The organism is Desulfosarcina alkanivorans (assembly GCF_009688945.1).
GTDB lineage: Bacteria > Desulfobacterota > Desulfobacteria > Desulfobacterales > Desulfosarcinaceae > Desulfosarcina > Desulfosarcina alkanivorans.
In genome coordinates, this window is sequence record NZ_AP021874.1 from 4,605,010 (window position 1) to 4,622,280 (window position 17,271).

Here is a 17,271-nt window from a genome sequence, read left to right on the forward strand (position 1 = left end):
CGGGCAAAATAATCATTTATGGATGGACACTATTTAATGCCGGCATACATGAACGACTGAACGAACTGGCGCTGAAAAAGAAGAAAGGCGACCAGCAGCGGAGCCACGGAAAGCAGGGTGGCCGCCGAGATGACCGACCAGTTCACCCCGGATTCGGGTGCACCGAAAATTCCCAGGCCGACGGTCAGCGGACGGGTTTCCACCGAATTGGTCACGATGAGGGGCCAGAGGAAATTATTCCAGTGGTGGCTGATGGACACCAGCGCATAGGCCAGGTAGGTGGGGCGCGCCAGGGGCACATATACCCGCCACAGGACCCCCATGGTCCCGCATCCTTCCAGGCGGGCGGCCTCTTCCAGTTCCTTGGGTGTGGATTTGAAGGCCTGCCGCAGGAGAAAAATCCCGAAGGCACTGGCCATGTATGGCAGGCCGATGCCAAGGATCGTATCCACCAGGCTGAACCGGGCCAGGGTGCTGTAATTTTCGACGATGAGTATTTCCGGTGTGATCATCAGCTGGACCAGTACGAGGGCAAAGGCGATGGTGTGGCCGCGGAACTGATAGCGGGCAAAGGCATAGGCCGCCAGGGTGCACAACACCAGCTGGGCAACCAGAATCGTGCTGACCAGAACAAAGGTGTTCAGGGCGTAGCGGGGGAACGGCGCCTGGGAGAGCGCTTCCCGGAAATTGTCCAGCGTCAGCGGGGCCAGCAGATCAAAATTGACGGCATACTCCCCGGGATGAAAGGCGGCCCAGAAAGCGTATACCAGGGGCGAAATCCAAAGGGCCGCCAGCAGCCATGCAGCACCGGTTTCCAGTGTCGCGTTGAACACCTGAGAAAATGATCGTGAACGGTTCATCGATAGTGCACCCGTTTGTCCAGCACGAAAAATTGCAGCAACGCCATAATCGCCAGGATAATCAGCAGCACCACCGTCAGCGCGGCGGCGAAATGCGTTTCAAAATAGGAAAAAGCGGTTTCAAAGATATAGTAGAGCAGCAGGTTGCTGGCATTGTCCGGCCCGCCCTTGGTGAGCACGAACAGGTGGTCCACCAGCTTGAACGAGTTGAGCACCGCATTGATCAGCACGAACAGGGTGGTGGGCATGAGCAGTGGAAACATCACCCGGCGGAAGTAATACCACCGCGAAGCCCCTTCCAGCTGCGCGGCCTCTTCGAGTTCCGGCGGTATGTTCTGCATGGCCGCCAGATAAAAAATCATGAAAAACCCCGCCTCTTTCCAGATCGTCATCACCATGATGGCCGGCAGCACCGTGTTCGGGTCCCCGAGCCAGTTGTGGCCGGAAAAACCGAACCCGCTCGCAATTTGATCGATCAGCCCGATATCCGGCGTATAAAAAAACAACCAGATGTTGGCGACGGCGATCATCGGCAAAATGGTCGGCGTGAAGTAGGCCATCCGCACCAGTGACCGCCCTGCGATGGAGCGGTTCACAAACAGCGCCATGACAATGGCCAGGGCGATGGAGGTGGGAATGGTGCCCAGGGCAAACCAGGCGTTGTTGGCCAGCACTTTCCAGAAAATGGGGTCGTCCAGCATGCGCTGATAATTCAGCGCCCCCACAAAGCGGGAGGGGCGAATCGCCGTCCCCTTGGAAAAAAGGCTGTCGATCACCGTCGCCACGGTGGGATAGTGGGTGAAAGCGATCAGCAGAATCGCGGCGGGCATTAACAGGAGCCAGCCCTGAACGTGTCTTGACGCGTTTGTTCGCATTTGCTTCCGGTGGGTTGATAACGTTAACGAGCGGCGGGCAATCGAACAGCCCGTCCGCCCGTTGTCGTCTATTTTTTCCTTACCGGTCTCTATTCCGAAAGGGTAAGGTTCCGGTTCAGGCCGAGCCCGCAACGCGTATGAACCCACAGGCGTGGCAGCGCCACGTCGAGGATGTCAAAGGCGTGAGAACGAAGGCCTGGGCCGGCAGATGCCCTTTCCGGGTGGAGACGAATCAGCGGTACTGCTTTAAAAGCCGATCGGCCTGAGACTGGGCTTCCCCCAGCGCCGCCCGGGGCGTCTTGGAACCGGTCAGCGCGGCCTGGATGGCATCATCCAGCCCCTTGCGCACACGGCCGGTCTGATACGTGGACAGCTCGGCGGTGGCATACTCGAGCTGATCCCGGGCCACGGCAGCATAGGGGAAGTCCTTGACATAGTCCTTGAGCTTGGGGGTCTGGTAAGCCGCCGGGCTGACCCCCATGTAGCCGGTCTTCATGGACCATTCGGCGGAGCTTTCCGGGCTGGTCATGAACTTGATCAGCCGCATGGCCGCCTTGCGTTCCGCCGGGCTGGTTTTCTTGAAAATATAGAAATTGCCGCCGCCGGTGGGGGTGCCCCTGCGCTTGCTGGCCGGCAGCATGGCCACGCCGAAATCAAACTTGGCATTCTTTTTAACGGCCGTCAGGTTGCCGGTGGAGTGCCACATGATGGCGGTTTTTCCTTCAAGAAAATTCTGTCTCAGGGTTCCCCACTCGATGGTTCCTTTGGGCATGATCCGGTGCGTCTCTCCCAGGTCCTTCCAGAATTGCAGTGCTTCGACCACGGCCGGGTGATCAAAGTAGGTCGTGTCGCCGTTTCCGCTCATCAGTACCTGGCCGTTCTGCATGGTCAGCGCACCGAACATCCAGTAGGGATATCCCGTGGAAGGAATCATGGCGCCCCACTGCGAACCGTCCGCTTTGGTGAGCTTTTTTCCCACGGAGACCAATTCCTCCCAGGTTGCCGGCGGCGCTTCCGGGTCCAGTCCCGCAGCGCGGAATGCGTCTTTGTTGTAGTACATGACGATGGTGGATCGCTGAAAAGGAATGCCCCATGTCTTGCCGGCAGTGCGTCCGTTCTCCATGAGGGTCGGATAAAACGAGTCCAGCCAGGCCTTTTCCTCCGCCGTCTCCACCACGTCGTCGAAGGCAACGATGGCATCCTGCTCGATGAGTTCATAGATGTCGATGGAAAACATCACGGACAACTGGGCCGGCTGCCCGCTCCTCAGGGCAGCCAGGGCCTTGATGCGCGCATCGTTGTAGTTGCCCGCATAGATGGCCTTGACCTTGACATCCGGGTTTTGCCTCATGAAATCGTCGACGATCCCGTCGACGACCTTGGTCAACGGTCCGCCAACGGCCACCGGATAATACATGGTCAGGTCCGTGGCGGAACCTGCCGAGACGGACACGATCAACAATGCCGTCGCCATCAGCCCAATGAAAAGCCATTTCATTCCTTTAAACATGGTTCACCTCCTCTTTTTGGGTCGGGTTCGATGGGTCGTCCGCCGGAAAAGGCGGACGGGATTGCAGTCGATCAGGACACGGCCCGATCCGGAGCTCCGATTCGAAGGCCATCGGCGCCAAAGCGATGAACCGCCTTTTCAGGCCAGCTGACATGTACCCGGTCACCGGGCTGATAACGGAGTCGTCCGTCGGTCTTGGCAAACAGGGTCTGCTGGCCATGCGTCATCCGCAGCACCGTTTCGGCACCCAGGTAATCGGCCGCAGAAATCCTGACCGGCAGGCCTGCCGTCCCCACCTGCACATGTTCGGGCCTCACGCCGACGAAGCCCTCGGAAAGGTGTTCTTCGGTCAGGGCTCCGCCGCATGCATCGGCCAGTGCGGATCGTTTTTCGATCAAATCGATTTCAAGCAGGTTCATGGGCGGCGAGCCCATGAACTGGGCGGCAAACGTGGTCCGCGGACGTTCGTACAGATCGTGGGGGCGTCCGGTCTGCACGATGCGGCCATTTTTTATCAGCACCACCTGGTCGGCCATGGTCATGGCCTCCACCTGATCGTGGGTGACGTAAACCATGGTGAGGCCCAGCTTCTGCTGCAGGCTGCGGATGTCGTCACGCATTTCTGCCCGGAGCTTGGCGTCCAAGTTGGACAGCGGCTCGTCCATGAGGCAGACCCGACGCCGTGAGACGATGGAGCGTGCCAGGGCCACCCGCTGTCGCTGCCCGCCTGAAAGCTGGGCCGGCTTGCGGCCGAGCAGGTCTTCCAGGCCCACCATCCGGGCGGCGTCCTCGAGGCGGGAGCGTCGGTCCGCAGGGGAGATGCCGCGAACCTTGAGCCCGAAAAGGATGTTTTCACGGACAGTGAGATGGGGAAACAGGGCATAGGACTGAAAAACCATGGAGACACCACGTTTGGCAGCATCCATGCCGGTCACCTCGTTTCCTCCGATGGAGATGGCCCCCGAGGAAACATTTTCCAGGCCGGCGATCAGACGCAGGATGGTGGACTTGCCGCATCCGGAAGGCCCCAGCAGCACGGTCAGGCTGCCTTCGGCAACGGAAAAGGAAACCCGGTCAACAGCAACGACCGCTCCCCACTGCTTGACCAGTTCACGGATCTCAATGCGGCTCATGGGGATGCGTCTCCTTTACACACAATCAGTTGGGTGCCGGACAGATCGATCATGTCACGGATGGACGCCGGCGGCGTCCGGTCGCAGAATATGGCGGTGGCCTCGTCAATTTTTCCGCCGCGCACATGGGCGGCGCGGCCAAACTTGGTATAGTCAAGCACAAGATAAGCCCGGCGGCTGTTTTCCCGGATCATCTGTCTGGCCCGCACCTCTTCTTCGTAAAAATCCAGCAGGGTACCGTCGTCATCAACCCCGGCCGCACCGTATATGCCGATGTCCAGCTTGTAGGCGCTGAACAGGGTTTCCATGCCCGCGCCGATCACATCCCGATCCTCATTGCGTATTCGCCCGCCGGCCACAGTGACCTCGAAGGTCGGGTTGGTGCAGGCCAGCACGGCGATGTTCAGATTGTTGGTAAAAATCCGCAACTGCTGATGGTTTAAAAGCGCTTTGGATACGATTTCCGGCGTGGTGCCAATGCCGAAGGCCAGGGAAACGCCGTTGGGCACGTGACGGGCCACTTCACGGGCAATGGTCTGCTTGGACTCGATATTAAGAATCTGCCGCCACGCATAGGCAACATTGCCGGGAGTGTTCATCTGTTGAACGCCCCCGTGCACGCGCCGGGCAAGCCCTCGCTCGCACAACACGGACAAATCTCGGCGAATGGTCTGGGTGCTCACCCGGAAGCGACGGGCAAGGTCGTCCACGCGGACCACCTCCTGCTGGCGGACCATTTCGGCAATCTGCGCCTGGCGTTCGGAAAGCAGCATAACTGGTGTCGGCTAATGATTGGCGTTCATTTGAAAGTCGTTTTATCTTAGAACACGATTGCACCCTCAATCAAACGAATTTTGCACTGTTTGAGTTTCATTAGGAACTTGTTTTTTTTCAATTCGCTTTCAAATGAAATTGCCTGGGCATTTTTTCTGAGCACCCGTAAAGCAACATCGAAAGAACGCAGGCGTAAAACCGAGGCGTGACAGCTGACGAGGCCGGCAACGGAGAGGGAAACATGACCGGGTTTTCCCGAGGCCGGCCATGTTTCTGAATGAAAAAGCCCCCGTGGAGGACGACAGCGGAGGGACTGTGTTCACGTCGAGACCAGGGGAAACCCGGCATTGGACCAGGCAAACACGCCGCCGGCCAGGGATTTGACACGTTTGTAACCCGCCTGGCGCAGAATGCTGGCGGCAATATTGGATCGATAGCCGCTGCCGCATTGCAGGACCAGTTCTTCATCCTTGTCGGCCTTGGGGAAATGATCGGCGAGAATCTCGGACAGCGGCAAATGCTCGGCCCACTTGATTCGACTGGCCTCCCATTCGGCCGGCGTGCGCACATCGATGACGCGCAGGCCGCTCTTTTCCAGGCGTGCGGCCAGCTGATGGGGAGAAATCTGCTCCAGTTGATCGACAGCCCGCCCGCTCATCAGCCAGGCCATGATCCCGCCGGAGAGATAGCCGAAGATCAGATCGTATCCGATGCGATGCAGCTCGGTGACCATGCGGTCGTAATCCTCCCGGTCATCCACCACCAGGAGCAGTTCCGATTTGGGGTCCACCACCATGCCGACCCAGTTGGCCAGCTGTTTTTCGAACCCGATGTTGATGCTGCCGGGAATGTGGAAGCCGCCGAAGGCGGCGGAGTCCCGTGCGTCGATGATGACAGCGCCGTCGGCGACCATCTCTTCGAACTGCTTGGGCGTCAGGCTCTTGTCCATGGGGCAGGCGTCCAGGGTGGCCGCGCCCTCGAGGTTGGTCCGGATAATGTGCGAAAAACTTTTCGGCCGTACCGGAAACGCCGACATCACCTCTTTCTTGAATGCCTCGAAGGTGTCGAACCGCAGCATGGGGTTGGCCCGCCGCTCGTATCCGAGGGTGGAGCTCTTCTTGGCGCTCATGCCCCGCCCGCACAGCGATCCTTCGCCATGGGCGGGAAAAACCTCCAGATGGTCGGGGTAGTCGGCCAGTTTGACGTAGAGGCTGTTGTACAGATTCTCGACCTGTTCATCGAGAATTTCCGCACCGGGCAGGTCGGGCCGGCCGATGTCGCCGACGAAGAGCAGGTCGCCGGTAAGCAACATTTCCGGCTCCTCGGAGCGCGCCTTGTCGGTCACCAGCAGGGAGACGGCGTTGGGGGTGTGCCCCGGCGTATGCAGGACTTCAATCCTGGCGGCGCCGAGTTCGAAGACGTCCCCCTCCTTGAGATCCTTGTGTTTGTATTCGACCGGTGCGCTTTCGTGAATGTAAATGTCCGCGCCCGTGGCCAGGCGCAGCTCCTGATCCCCGCTCACATGATCGGCATGCACATGGGTGTTGATGACATGGGTGATCCGCATGCCTTCCTCACGGGCAATGGCCAGGTAGTCCTGCACATCCCGTTTGGGGTCGACGACGGCCATGGCTTTGGCGCGCGGACAGCCGATGACGTAGGAGAGGCAGCCCAGACCCGGTACGGCGATTTGGTTGAAATACATTAAGACCTCCTTTCCTGGATGGGTTTGGGCTGCACGGATAACAGCGGTATGCCGGGCAGCCCCACCCAAAACTGGTATATACTCGTAATTCTGCCTTACTATAGACTCGCCTTGACACGGATGCAACCCCAGACCCCGTCCGGTGGTCCGATGGCCACGATGCCGCAAAAGGTATTCCGCCGCCGCGATGATGGCCTTGCATCATCGCGGCGGCGGAAGCGGGGGCGTTGAGGCGGGCGCGGGACTACTTTTCGGCTTTATATCCCATGGGCAGTTTCTTGAACCGACCGCCGTAAATGATCGGATCGCCCTTGTACCCCAGGGCCTTGAAGTCGATATAGTCCGTGGTGCCCACCAGATGGCTCACGTCACGGCCCTTGGACGCCATATAGGAAAAGTCGGTCCCCTTGTGGGCAATGGATTTGAAATCCACGTCCCGGCTGTCCTGGTGGCAGCGGTTGCAGGTCCGATCGCCCTTCAGGCTGTCGTGACACTGCACACAGGACAGGGCCATATTGGCCGGCATGACCTCATGTTCGACGCCCCAGTACATGTTGGTTTGAATCCACTCGTATTTGCCGCTGTACTTCATGCCGGCGGCCTTCATGCCGTCGGTAAAGGCCATCTGCCAGTCCCGGTGCTTCCAGTAGGCGGTTTTGTCCTCCTTGTCCCGGGGGTACAGATGGGGAACCAGCAGGTATTTGTACCGGGCGTCCACGGCCTGGACACCGGCCATGATCTTGAACGGCGAGATTTTGGAATTGGGGTCGTTAATGGATCCGACGGGTTCGGTGATGCTGATCTCCTCTTGCGTCAGATCCAGCGTGTCCCCCAGCAGCACCCGTTTGGTAAAGCCGCCATACCATCGGTACACGGGCTTGGCCGACTCTTTCCAGACGAATTCGCCTTTTTTCCAATGGTAATCCTTCATGCCGTATTTGTCTTTTTGGGGTTTGCGTGTTGTGTCGCCGGCTTTTGACCAGTCCCAGAAGGTCTTGGTGGGTTTGCACTTGGCATAAACCGGTGCATGGCAGGTCGTGCAGGCGATCGTGGCGCTGTGCTTGTTCAGATGGTGATCGAGCAGGTCGTCCCCGTAATGCGGGGTGCCCGAGTGACAGTTGGTGCATGACAGGCTGCCCTCCACCACAGGAACCGAGGAACTGCGGCCGGCAATCTTGTGGTTGCGGGTGCGGTGGCATTCACTGCACTGGAAATCGTACCCGCCCATGTGGACGTCACAGCTGCGCTCCGGATGAAGGAGCTGGCGGGAAAGGTCGGCATGCTTGACCGCTTCGCCGCCGCCCCCGTTGAAGTGACAGTCCCCGCAGGTCTTGCGGGACGTCGCGCCCACGCTCTTGGCCACGGCCGCCAGATCTACCTCAGGGTCGGGCATGCCGGCTCCGGTGGGGATTTTTTTGTATGTCCCGGTGGTATCGTGGCACACCAGGCAGTCGATCCGGGTCATGTCGTTAAAGTCAAAGGTTGCGTCCTTCCATCCATAGCCGGCGTGACAACTGGTGCAACGAGCCTCGTTGCTGATGATGCTGATTCAGAAGTTGTTCGTGGCAAGGGTTGCCTTGCCGAGCTGGACCTCCTTTCGGTGTTCAAGGGTGTAGGAAGAGGGCCCTTTCCACAACCAGTGGGCCGACTTGAGCATGTCCTCGCCGGCCGGCCGGTGGCAGCGCAGGCACTCGGCGGTCACCTGGGAGGGCTCCGGGTTGTCTGCCAGCTGGATCAGGTCCTTGTGGTCGGGTACGTTCTTGCGGTGGCAGCCGGCGCAGTCGACAGGGCCCTTGTTCATCTTCTGGTGGCACCCCATGCACTGCTGATGATAGGCGGCCTTGAGCCCCAGGCGTTCGGGATGATCCTTTTGGAAGGGCTGCTGGTGGCATGCCGAGCAGCGGGTGGTTTCCGATGCGGATGCGTCCAGCGGCCGGTAGTGGTGACACAAGGCGCAGTCCTTGGTTTCGCTGGCATGCTTGGCGTGCATGAACCGTACGGGTCCATAGTGGTCTTCCGTTTTACGGATGATGGGGCTGTCCAGCAAAAAATAACTTTCCGACTGGTCGTTGACGCCCAGGCCCTTGTCCCGCAGCCGCTGCTGCCGGCACAACCGGCATTCGTCCATGACGGCCTCGACGAAGGGCACCACCTCCTGGGAACGCCGTTTGGCCGCCTCCTGGTCGGGGGCGAACCAGTCCGTCTCGGCCGGCGCCGTCGTCGCCGCCGGAGCCGGGGCCGCCGCCAGGGCCGCCGAACAACCAAAGATGCCGGCCAGGGCAACCATGACAATTAAACGCACACCCGATCCTGTTCTGGTCATGCGGACACCTCCTGTTCCGGTTGGTTGAGAACGGGCAAATAGGTTACGATCGCTCGATAGATGAACATCAGTGCAGCGATGAGCCCCACCGTGACCAGGATTTCACCGATGGCCGGAAAATAATTGGCCTCGCTGATGGGGGGACGGTATCCCACCACAAAGACGTTGATCCGGTTGACGAGCACGCCGCCGACAATCAGTGAACAGGCAATGAACAAGGCCTGCCGTGACCGGCGCACCTTGGGAGCGAGCAGCATCAACCAGGGTACGAGCACGCCGAATACCACTTCGACGAGAAAGGCGTTGGTCTGGGCGGTTCCGTCCAGCAGATACACATACGTGCCCCGTACCACCATATCGCCAAGCTTGAGCGCCAGATAGAGTCCCAGCAAAAAAATGGTGATGCGGGTGAGCGGGGTCAGAACCGTCATCTCTGAATCCAGTTTGAGGGATGTGGTGGCCAGGGTGGCCTCGAAAACCACCATGGGGTAGCCCACGGCGATGGCCGAAACCAGAAACAGCAGCGGCAGCATGGGCGTGTACCACAGCGGGTGCAGCTTGGTGGGCGCGATGAGCATCAGGGACCCCAGACTGGACTGGTGCATACAGGAAAGCACCACGCCGGCGATGATAAAAAACCACATGATCCGGGGCAGGATGCGGTCGGCCAGGTTGAGGAGCCCGTCCACCGGTGCATTCATCCCCGCCAGCAGCCCGGGCAGGTTCACGCGGCCCCTGAAGCGTTCCACCACGACGGGCAGAAACTCGATGTACAGCACGTTCAGGTAAAACATGACACACATGGCCACCTCAAACAGCACCGAGTTGGGATTCCAGTACAACAAGGGCTTCCAGATGGCCCAGGACCGGCCGATATCCACCAGCAGTCCCAGCACCACAAAGGTGTAGCCCAGCATGGCCGTCAGCAGGGCCGGCCGGACCACCGGTTCATAATAGTGACGGCCGATGATGTGCGCCAGAAAGGCGGTGGTAAACCCGCCCGCGGCCAGGGCCACCCCGGAGGCCACATCCACACCGATCCACAGGCCCCAGGGCCGCGCCGTGGTCAGATTTGAGACATAGCCGATGCCGCCGATGAAACGGGCGACAATGGCCGCGGCACCGGAGGCCATGAGCACGGCCAGCACCACGACGCCGGGTGTCCAGAATTTCGCCCTGACGGGCGCTGCATGTTGGCTCATCGCTCTCCTCCTTGGTTGCCATTGCCGGCCCGGTCCCCCTTGTCCTTGGATGCCCACATGACCCCGCCAAGCATGCCGAACAGCACAATGGGAGACCACAGGTAGCTGAACAGGCGGTGTTGAATGGTTTCCGCCAGCCGGGGCATGGGCGTTTCCGGAAGGGTATTGAAACCCAGCCGCCCGAAGGGCACGGCGGACAGATACATCCAGCTGGTGCCGCCCACCTCTTTCTCGCCGTATATGTGATCGACGTATCGGCCGGGGTTGCCTTTAATGCGCTGGTGAGCCACGGCGAGCAGGTCGCTTCGCCGGCCAAAGGTGATGGCCTCTACCGGACAGATTTCCGCACAACCGGGAAGCTTGTTTTCAGACTGCACCCGCTCATAGCAGAAGGTGCATTTCATCACCCGGGGCGTTATGGGATCATGGTATTCATAAGCCGGAATCTCAAAGGGGCAGGCCACCATGCAGTAGCGGCAGCCGATACACCGGGTGACGTCGTAATGCACCGTCCCGTTATCCTTTTTGGTCAGCGCACCGACGATGCAGGCGGAGGCACACGCCGGGTCCTGACAGTGCATGCACTGCAGCTTGACGAAGGTGGGCACCAACTGGTCGCGTTCATCGATGATGCCCGATGTATATCGGTTGACCACGGTGTAGGCCCGTTCATCGGGACGGCGCTTGCGATCCAGCACCGTCAGGTCCTCAAAACCGTGATCCGGCTCCGGCAGGCCGTTGACGCGGTTGCAGGCCTCTTCGCATTTTCGGCAGCCGATGCACCGGGTCAGGTCCACCAGGCAGCCGACCGGATCGGAAGGCGCCCTGGACTGCCAGGCGTGGGCCGATCGATCGGACCCGGCCAGCGCCGCGCCGGCAGCGGTCACATATTTGAAAAAATCGCGTCTGTTCAACCCCATAGGCCCTCCTCGATAACCGTTAAAATTGAGGATCCCCCGCCGATTGGCGGATGTTTACCCGTTGTCCCGGATCATCCGTTCGGTCTTTGGTTACCCGGATGCGGTAATCCGTTTCCGCTTGAAATACGTCGAAGTGCAATCCGGCCCGGTTGCCCAGCAGCTGCTGGAGGTTGTCGACGACATCCGCATCTTTGATCGTTGCCGTCACGTCGTCTCCCGGCTGCATGTCATGCACCATCTGGTTAAACTTGAGGACATTCACCGGCCATGGAAGATCCTCAAGATTGATATGAAGATGCCGGCACATAAATCCTCTTTTCCCGAGCCTTTTCGCTCGGACAGCAGCGCCCTGTTACGGTTCCCGAGCGATATAAAACAAAATATGTGCCACCCCTGGCCACGATTCTGACAACACTCAACACGTTGTTATTTATAATAAATAAACATTTTGCGCCCATGGGACACCCAATTAATGATTAAACAATGTTTAATCACATGTTAAAATGAATTAACACTTGATTAAACATAGCGAAGAGGGGGCGGGTCGTGCAGATCAAAGACATCAACAGACACTGGGAGCGGGTGATCAACACCATGAACGAGGCCCTGATGATCATCAGCAAGGCGGGCCGGATTCTGTCGGTCAACCGCTCCTTCGAAGAGATGACCGGGTATTCGGCCAGCGAGGTGACCGGCCGGCCGTGCACCGTGCTGGCCTGCGATGCCTGTGAAATGGCCATCAACAACCGGGGAGACGGGTGGTGCAAACTGTTTGACCCCGACCAGCCGGAAATGCGCCGCTGCCGCTGCACCATAAAGAAGAAAGACGGGACCTTTTTGCCGGCCCTGAAAAACGCCTCGGTCCTGCGCGATGAAGAGGGGGCCCTGCTGGGGGCGGTGGAGACCCTGACCGATCTGAGTGAACTCGACCGACTGGATCGAAAGGTGGAAATCCTGTCGCGCCAACTGGACGACGACAGCGGATTCGGGGGTATCATCGGCAACAGCGACCAAATGAAAGCCGTCTTCGCCATCATCGACAAGGCGGCCCAGAGTGATGCACCTATCATTATTTTCGGTGAGAGCGGCACCGGCAAGGAACTGGTGGCCAAAGCCATCCATGATCGGGGAAAACGAAGCGCCGGTCCCTACGTCCAGCTCAACTGCGCGGCATTAAACGAATCCCTGCTGGAAAGTGAGCTCTTCGGCCATGTGAAGGGGTCGTTCACCGGTGCATTCCGGGACCGGGCCGGCCGTTTTGAAGCGGCCAACGGGGGAAACCTGTTCCTGGACGAGATCGGGGACATCCCCCTGTCCATCCAGATCAAGCTGCTGCGGGTGCTGGAGACCCGTCAATTCGAGCGGGTGGGAGAGAACCGCCCCGTGTCGGTGGATGTCAGGATCATCACGGCCACCAATCGCAATCTGCTGGAACTGATCGACCAGAAGCGATTTCGGGAAGACTTGTATTTTCGCATCAACGTGATTCCCATCCATCTGCCGCCGCTTCGAAAACGAACGGACGACATCCCCCTGCTGGTCAACACCTTCATCAACCGCCTTGAAATCCGCACCGGCAAAACGATCCGGGGATTGACCCGGGAGGCGTTGAACCGGTTCATGGGATATCGCTGGCCGGGGAATGTCAGAGAGATAAAAAGTGCACTGGAATATGCCTTTACCGTTGCGGATAAAGACACCATCGACATCGATCACCTGCCGCCCCATTTGGTGGCCCCGGCAGGCCCGGCCGTGTCGGCACCCGAAGGGCCTGTTCACGGGGCCGGCATCACCGAACGGCAACAGCTGATCGAAGCCCTTCTGGCCGCCGGCGGGAACCAGAGCCAGGCGGCTCGGCTTTTGGGCATCAACCGGGTCACCGTATGGAACCGGATGCGAAAATACGGAATCAGCCTGAAACGGGAAATCAACCGACAGGGGGGGTGAAGGGAAGGCGAAAAAACACGATCGAACCTGCGGAATCCCATTATTGGTCTTCCAGGGCCCTCAAAAATTCTTCCTGGGGCACCTCTCTGCCGGTCCACAACAAAAAGGTTCGCCGGGCCTGACAGACCAGGGCGGACAATCCGTCGATGAAAGGGATGTCATTTTTGTCCGCCATGGCCTGCCATATGTTTTCCCGGCGGCCATAATTGAGATCGAACACCAGCTGGCAGCCATTGACCGTCATGCCGCAGACAAGGCCGGTCAACGAATCGGACTCATCCTGGCTGGAGACAGAGGTGGCGTTGACGACAAGGTCCGCATTCAGGGGCGCCTCCGCCAGGTCGGTCAGCTTCAGCGGGGTGCCGCTGAAATGCTCGGCCAGACGGCGGGTTTTCTCATTGTCCCTGCCGGCCACCACAATCGATTCGGCCCGCAGCCAGTTGAGAATGAACACAACGGCCCGTGCCGCCCCACCCGTGCCGACGACCAGGGCTTTTTTGCCGGCAACGTCGAATTGCACCCCATTGAGGGCATCCATGATGCCGATGGCATTGGTGTTGTACCCCTTCAGCTTACCGTCCTTGCTGACAATGGTGTTCACGGCGCCGATGATATTGGCGCCTTCGGACAAGACATCCAGATAAGGGATCACCGCTTCCTTGAAAGGAGAGGTAATACTGGCTCCGGCGATGTTCAGCACCCGGAGGCTCTCCAGGGCCTTGCCCAGATTTCCATCTGCAACCATAAACGGCACATAGGCGCCATTGATGCCCACCCGAGCGAACACCGTGGTAAACATCGCCGGCGAGCGGGATCGAAACACCCGCTGGTTGCTGATGACACAAAACACCTTGGTCTGGTATTCGTATGTCGTGTCCAGAACGCCTGAAAGCGGTTTCATCTGGCTGGGTCCCGGTCTCTGAGGATCATTGCCTCACCGACATGCACTGCCGCCGCGTTGATAGGGTTTTCCGTTCAATGGGGAAACAGGATAAAAAACCCGCTCCGCGCTTCCGAGCAGGCCTGCTTCCGTTGATAAGCGTGACGGATTTCGTCATTCGTGGTTGGCAAAAAAATACTTCCGAATCCTGCGCACCCATTCCCCCAGGAGAGTGAGCCACCGTGTCTGTTGCGGAAAACACAGTAACACCGCTTCCCTTTTTTATCACTGCAATGCGCGGATTCGGAAGCAGCCGGTGCCCGCCCCCTGACCCTACCCCTATAGGATCGTTGGGATCATCACACCGGACGCGGAGACTCCGGCGCAGCGGGCCGATCCATCGGTGAGTCGATCGACCGGCCAGCCACCGCCGGAATTCCGCGTTAACTCAAAAAGGCATTACAGGTTCAACAGCCCCTTCAGGCTGTCGGTGATCTCTTCCGCGGAGGCCGGTTTGGGAAGATAGTCGTCGGCTTCCATGCTCATGCCATCATAGTGAGAATAACGGGTAGAAGAGACGTGGGACGCCACGGCGGTAAGCATCACAATAGGGATGTCGGCGTATTTTTCATTGCTTTTCAACTCCTTGCACACCGCATAGCCGTCTTTTTCCGGCATCATGACGTCCAGAACGATGGCGTCCGGCGGATTGGCCGAAACCTTTTCCAGGCCCTGCACGCCATCATAGGCAACCTCCACCTCGAAACCCTCTTTTTCCAGATTTCCCTGAACAATGGAGCAAAAATCGGGCTCGTCATCCACCACTAAGATTCGTTTTTTGTCGCTCATTTTTCGTTCTCCTTTATACCAAAAAGCTGATTGTTGATTAATCAGCAGCCTGAGCTTCTAATCGGGACCGGACGGGACCGGGGATGTCGGTGGCAATGATAGCGTCCCCGACCCCGCATTTCCGGCCGAACCGTTTCAATCGATCTGGGGACGGGGCAGCACCTTGGCCCGCTCTGCGATTTCCGGGACCTTGTGCTCCCATTCAATGGCCATGAGGTGAACGCCGGCAACACCATCCATCTCCTTGAACTCTTCAATCTGCTCGATGGCGAATTTGATGCCCTCTTCAGCCTGCTTGCCTTTGCCCGCGCCTTTCAGCCGCTCGATCAATTCCTCGGGAACATCCATGCCGGGTACCATTTTGGCCATATACTGGGCCATGCGAGCACTTTTCATCGGTGTGACGCCGGCCAGAATAAACGCCTTTTCCGTCAGGCCCATGTCCACGGCCTTTTTCATAAAATCACGAAACCGGGGCATGTTGTAGATGCACTGGGTCTGGATAAAGTCGGCCCCGGCATCGATCTTATTGGCCAGCCGGTAAATCCGGAATTCATACGGGTCGGCAAAGGGATTGGCCGCAGCGCCGATGAACATCTTCGGCGGCACGTCAATGTCCTCGTCGTTGATGAACTTGCCGTCGTCTCTCATCTTTTTCACCATGGCGATCAGCTGCATGGAATCGATGTCGTAGACGTTCTTGGACTGGGGGTGATTACCGAACTTCTGGTGGTCGCCGGAGAGGCAGAGCATATTTTTTACCCCCAGGGAGTATACCCCCAGCACATCGGCCATCATGGCCAGGCGGTTGCGGTCCCGGCAGACCATCTGGAAATTGGGCTCAACCCCCTCGGCCACCATGATGGCCGAGGCCGCCGCACTGGACATGCGAACCACGGCGGTCTGGTTGTCGGTGACGTTCACCGCGTCCACCATTCCCCGCAGGTGTTCGAACTTCTCTTTAAGATGCTCCACATTGGCGCCCTTGGGCGGTCCGCATTCACCGGTAAACGCAAAGTGGCCAGCCTTGAGCACCTTCTCCAGGTTGCTTCCTGATTTCAGACCGTTATTGCTCATTGCACCAACTCCTCCCTTATGCTTTTACGGGGACCGCCATCCCTTGCCGTCTGCCAGTCCTTCGGGGCCCGGATGACTCTGAGATCCTCAAGGCGCCCCTGTTCGATTTTCTTCTTGACGATGGTGTCCCAGATACACTCCACATCCTTGGCAATTTCACACTTTCCGTCGGCGCTGCCGCCGCAGGGCCCGTGCTGAAGGCTTTTGGAGCACCGGGCGATGGGGCACAACCCGTCATAATGATGGATGACGCAGGTGCCGCAGCCGGCGCAGCGCTCCTCCCAGATCCCGTGCTGAACCGCACCGCCGAAGAACTTGGTGTTTACCGCCGGAAAAAACTTCTGGCTGGGGTAGGCCTCGGAAAGAAACTGGGGCCCCACGCCGCAGGCCATGGAGACCACGGCATCGTATTGGTCGAAAATGTCCCGGAGCTGCTCAACGTATTCGGGGTCGCATTGTCGCTCTATGGTCTTTTCGTCGATTTCGATGGGATTGCCGTCTTTCTTGCGGGCAATCTTCAGGGTGGCGGCCAGCACCCCCACCTCTTTGGCCCCGCCTACATTGCAGACAGTGACGCACCCTTTGCATCCGACAAGAAGAATTTTCTTATACTCCTTGATCATGTCCTGTATCTCTTCCAGAGATTTTCGATCCGCAATTATCATGGGTTCACCTCTTGGGGTCCAGGGGCGGAAGACTCCGCCTCCTGGCCGTGGTTAAGAATTCACCGGGCTGGGTCCCAGCGCCTTGATCTTCTCCGTCATCTCGGTTGCAATTTCAGCAAATCGGGGTCCCTGGGCCGAAGAAAGGTTATACATCTGCGCCCTTTCGGGCTCGATCCCCAACTCTTCAAGGGTTCGCTGAACGTATTCGATTTTCCGTCTGGTTTTTAGATTTCCTTCCAGGAAATGACATTCACCTTCCAGTCAGCCGGCCACGTATACGCCGTCAGCGCCGCCCTCGAAGGCCGTCAGCAGGTGGAGGATGTCCACCCGGCCGCTGCAGGGCACCTGAATCACCTTCACATTGCTCGGATAATTCAAGCGCATGGATCCGGCCAGGTCGGCCGCTGCATAAGCACAATACTTGCAGCAGTACGCCAGGATCTGGGGTTCAAAGGTTTCATTCATGGTCGTTCTCCGATGAGGTTAGGTTTTTAGTTTTTTAGCCTGAAGGTTGTAGAGAAAAGGCAACGCTCCAATTTTGGATTTTTCTC

Annotated in this window: 16 protein-coding genes; 1 reads left to right on the top strand and 15 read right to left on the bottom strand. The window is 58.6% G+C overall.

Translation table 11 applies throughout. From position 1 onward, the window contains the following. Positions 1-29: 29 nt before the first annotated feature. The 10 genes from DSCA_RS20165 to DSCA_RS20210 form a co-directional block, all read right to left on the bottom strand. Positions 30-860: a carbohydrate ABC transporter permease gene (locus DSCA_RS20165; protein WP_155318138.1), complete on the bottom strand. Its 831-nt coding sequence runs from the start codon at positions 858-860 to the stop codon at positions 30-32. Then, positions 857-1,690 carry a carbohydrate ABC transporter permease gene (locus DSCA_RS20170; protein ID WP_197904639.1) on the bottom strand — a complete coding sequence of 278 codons (834 nt, stop codon included), beginning with the start codon at positions 1,688-1,690 and terminating at the stop codon, positions 857-859. Before DSCA_RS20170 ends, DSCA_RS20165 begins: the two co-directional genes overlap by 4 nt. A 277-nt stretch (positions 1,691-1,967) precedes the next feature. Next, positions 1,968-3,245 carry an ABC transporter substrate-binding protein gene (locus DSCA_RS20175; RefSeq protein WP_155318140.1) on the bottom strand — a complete coding sequence of 426 codons (1,278 nt, stop codon included), beginning with the start codon at positions 3,243-3,245 and terminating at the stop codon, positions 1,968-1,970. Between the two features lie 71 nt (positions 3,246-3,316). Beyond that, the gene (locus DSCA_RS20180; RefSeq protein ID WP_155318141.1) at positions 3,317-4,378 is read right to left on the bottom strand and encodes an ABC transporter ATP-binding protein; all 1,062 of its coding nucleotides are present in this window, start codon (positions 4,376-4,378) and stop codon (positions 3,317-3,319) included. Further along, positions 4,375-5,151 carry a DeoR/GlpR family DNA-binding transcription regulator gene (locus tag DSCA_RS20185; RefSeq protein WP_155318142.1) on the bottom strand — a complete coding sequence of 259 codons (777 nt, stop codon included), beginning with the start codon at positions 5,149-5,151 and terminating at the stop codon, positions 4,375-4,377. The genes DSCA_RS20180 and DSCA_RS20185 overlap by 4 nt, the downstream gene beginning before the upstream one ends. Before the next feature lie 320 nt (positions 5,152-5,471). Continuing rightward, a complete protein-coding gene (locus tag DSCA_RS20190) occupies positions 5,472-6,857 on the bottom strand; it encodes an MBL fold metallo-hydrolase (RefSeq protein ID WP_155318143.1) in 1,386 nt (461 codons plus the stop codon). A 244-nt stretch (positions 6,858-7,101) separates the two neighbouring features. After that, entirely contained in the window at positions 7,102-9,180 is a 2,079-nt protein-coding gene (locus DSCA_RS32645; protein WP_407924206.1) for a tetrathionate reductase family octaheme c-type cytochrome, read from the bottom strand. After that, positions 9,177-10,382 carry an NrfD/PsrC family molybdoenzyme membrane anchor subunit gene (gene nrfD, locus DSCA_RS20200; protein ID WP_155318144.1) on the bottom strand — a complete coding sequence of 402 codons (1,206 nt, stop codon included), beginning with the start codon at positions 10,380-10,382 and terminating at the stop codon, positions 9,177-9,179. Before nrfD ends, DSCA_RS32645 begins: the two co-directional genes overlap by 4 nt. Further along, positions 10,379-11,302 (bottom strand): hydrogenase 2 operon protein HybA, encoded by a 924-nt coding sequence (gene hybA / locus DSCA_RS20205; protein WP_155318145.1) that lies wholly within the window; start codon positions 11,300-11,302, stop codon positions 10,379-10,381. The genes nrfD and hybA overlap by 4 nt, the downstream gene beginning before the upstream one ends. Positions 11,303-11,321: 19 nt before the next feature. Then, positions 11,322-11,609, bottom strand: a complete 288-nt coding sequence (locus tag DSCA_RS20210; protein WP_155318146.1) for a hypothetical protein — start codon at positions 11,607-11,609, stop codon at positions 11,322-11,324. Positions 11,610-11,848: 239 nt separating this feature from the next. Here DSCA_RS20210 and DSCA_RS20215 point away from each other — a divergent pair, with 239 nt between their 5' ends. After that, on the top strand, positions 11,849-13,249 hold the full coding sequence (locus DSCA_RS20215; RefSeq protein WP_155318147.1) for a sigma-54 interaction domain-containing protein: 1,401 nt from the start codon (positions 11,849-11,851) through the stop codon (positions 13,247-13,249). Positions 13,250-13,289: 40 nt separating this feature from the next. Here DSCA_RS20215 and DSCA_RS20220 read toward each other — a convergent pair whose 3' ends face one another. The 5 genes from DSCA_RS20220 to DSCA_RS20240 form a co-directional block, all read right to left on the bottom strand. Beyond that, complete coding sequence (locus tag DSCA_RS20220; protein WP_155318148.1) at positions 13,290-14,150, bottom strand: shikimate dehydrogenase family protein; 861 nt, start codon at positions 14,148-14,150, stop codon at positions 13,290-13,292. Between the two features lie 438 nt (positions 14,151-14,588). Beyond that, a complete protein-coding gene (locus tag DSCA_RS20225; RefSeq protein ID WP_155318149.1) occupies positions 14,589-14,978 on the bottom strand; it encodes a response regulator transcription factor in 390 nt (129 codons plus the stop codon). 135 nt (positions 14,979-15,113) lie between these two features. Then, positions 15,114-16,055 (bottom strand): methylenetetrahydrofolate reductase, encoded by a 942-nt coding sequence (locus tag DSCA_RS20230; RefSeq protein ID WP_155318150.1) that lies wholly within the window; start codon positions 16,053-16,055, stop codon positions 15,114-15,116. Next, positions 16,052-16,720: a methylenetetrahydrofolate reductase C-terminal domain-containing protein gene (locus tag DSCA_RS20235; RefSeq protein ID WP_155318151.1), complete on the bottom strand. Its 669-nt coding sequence runs from the start codon at positions 16,718-16,720 to the stop codon at positions 16,052-16,054. Before DSCA_RS20235 ends, DSCA_RS20230 begins: the two co-directional genes overlap by 4 nt. Positions 16,721-16,771: 51 nt before the next feature. Next, positions 16,772-17,185, bottom strand: a complete 414-nt coding sequence (locus tag DSCA_RS20240) for a hydrogenase iron-sulfur subunit (protein WP_155318152.1) — start codon at positions 17,183-17,185, stop codon at positions 16,772-16,774. Between the last annotated feature and the right edge of the window lie 86 nt (positions 17,186-17,271).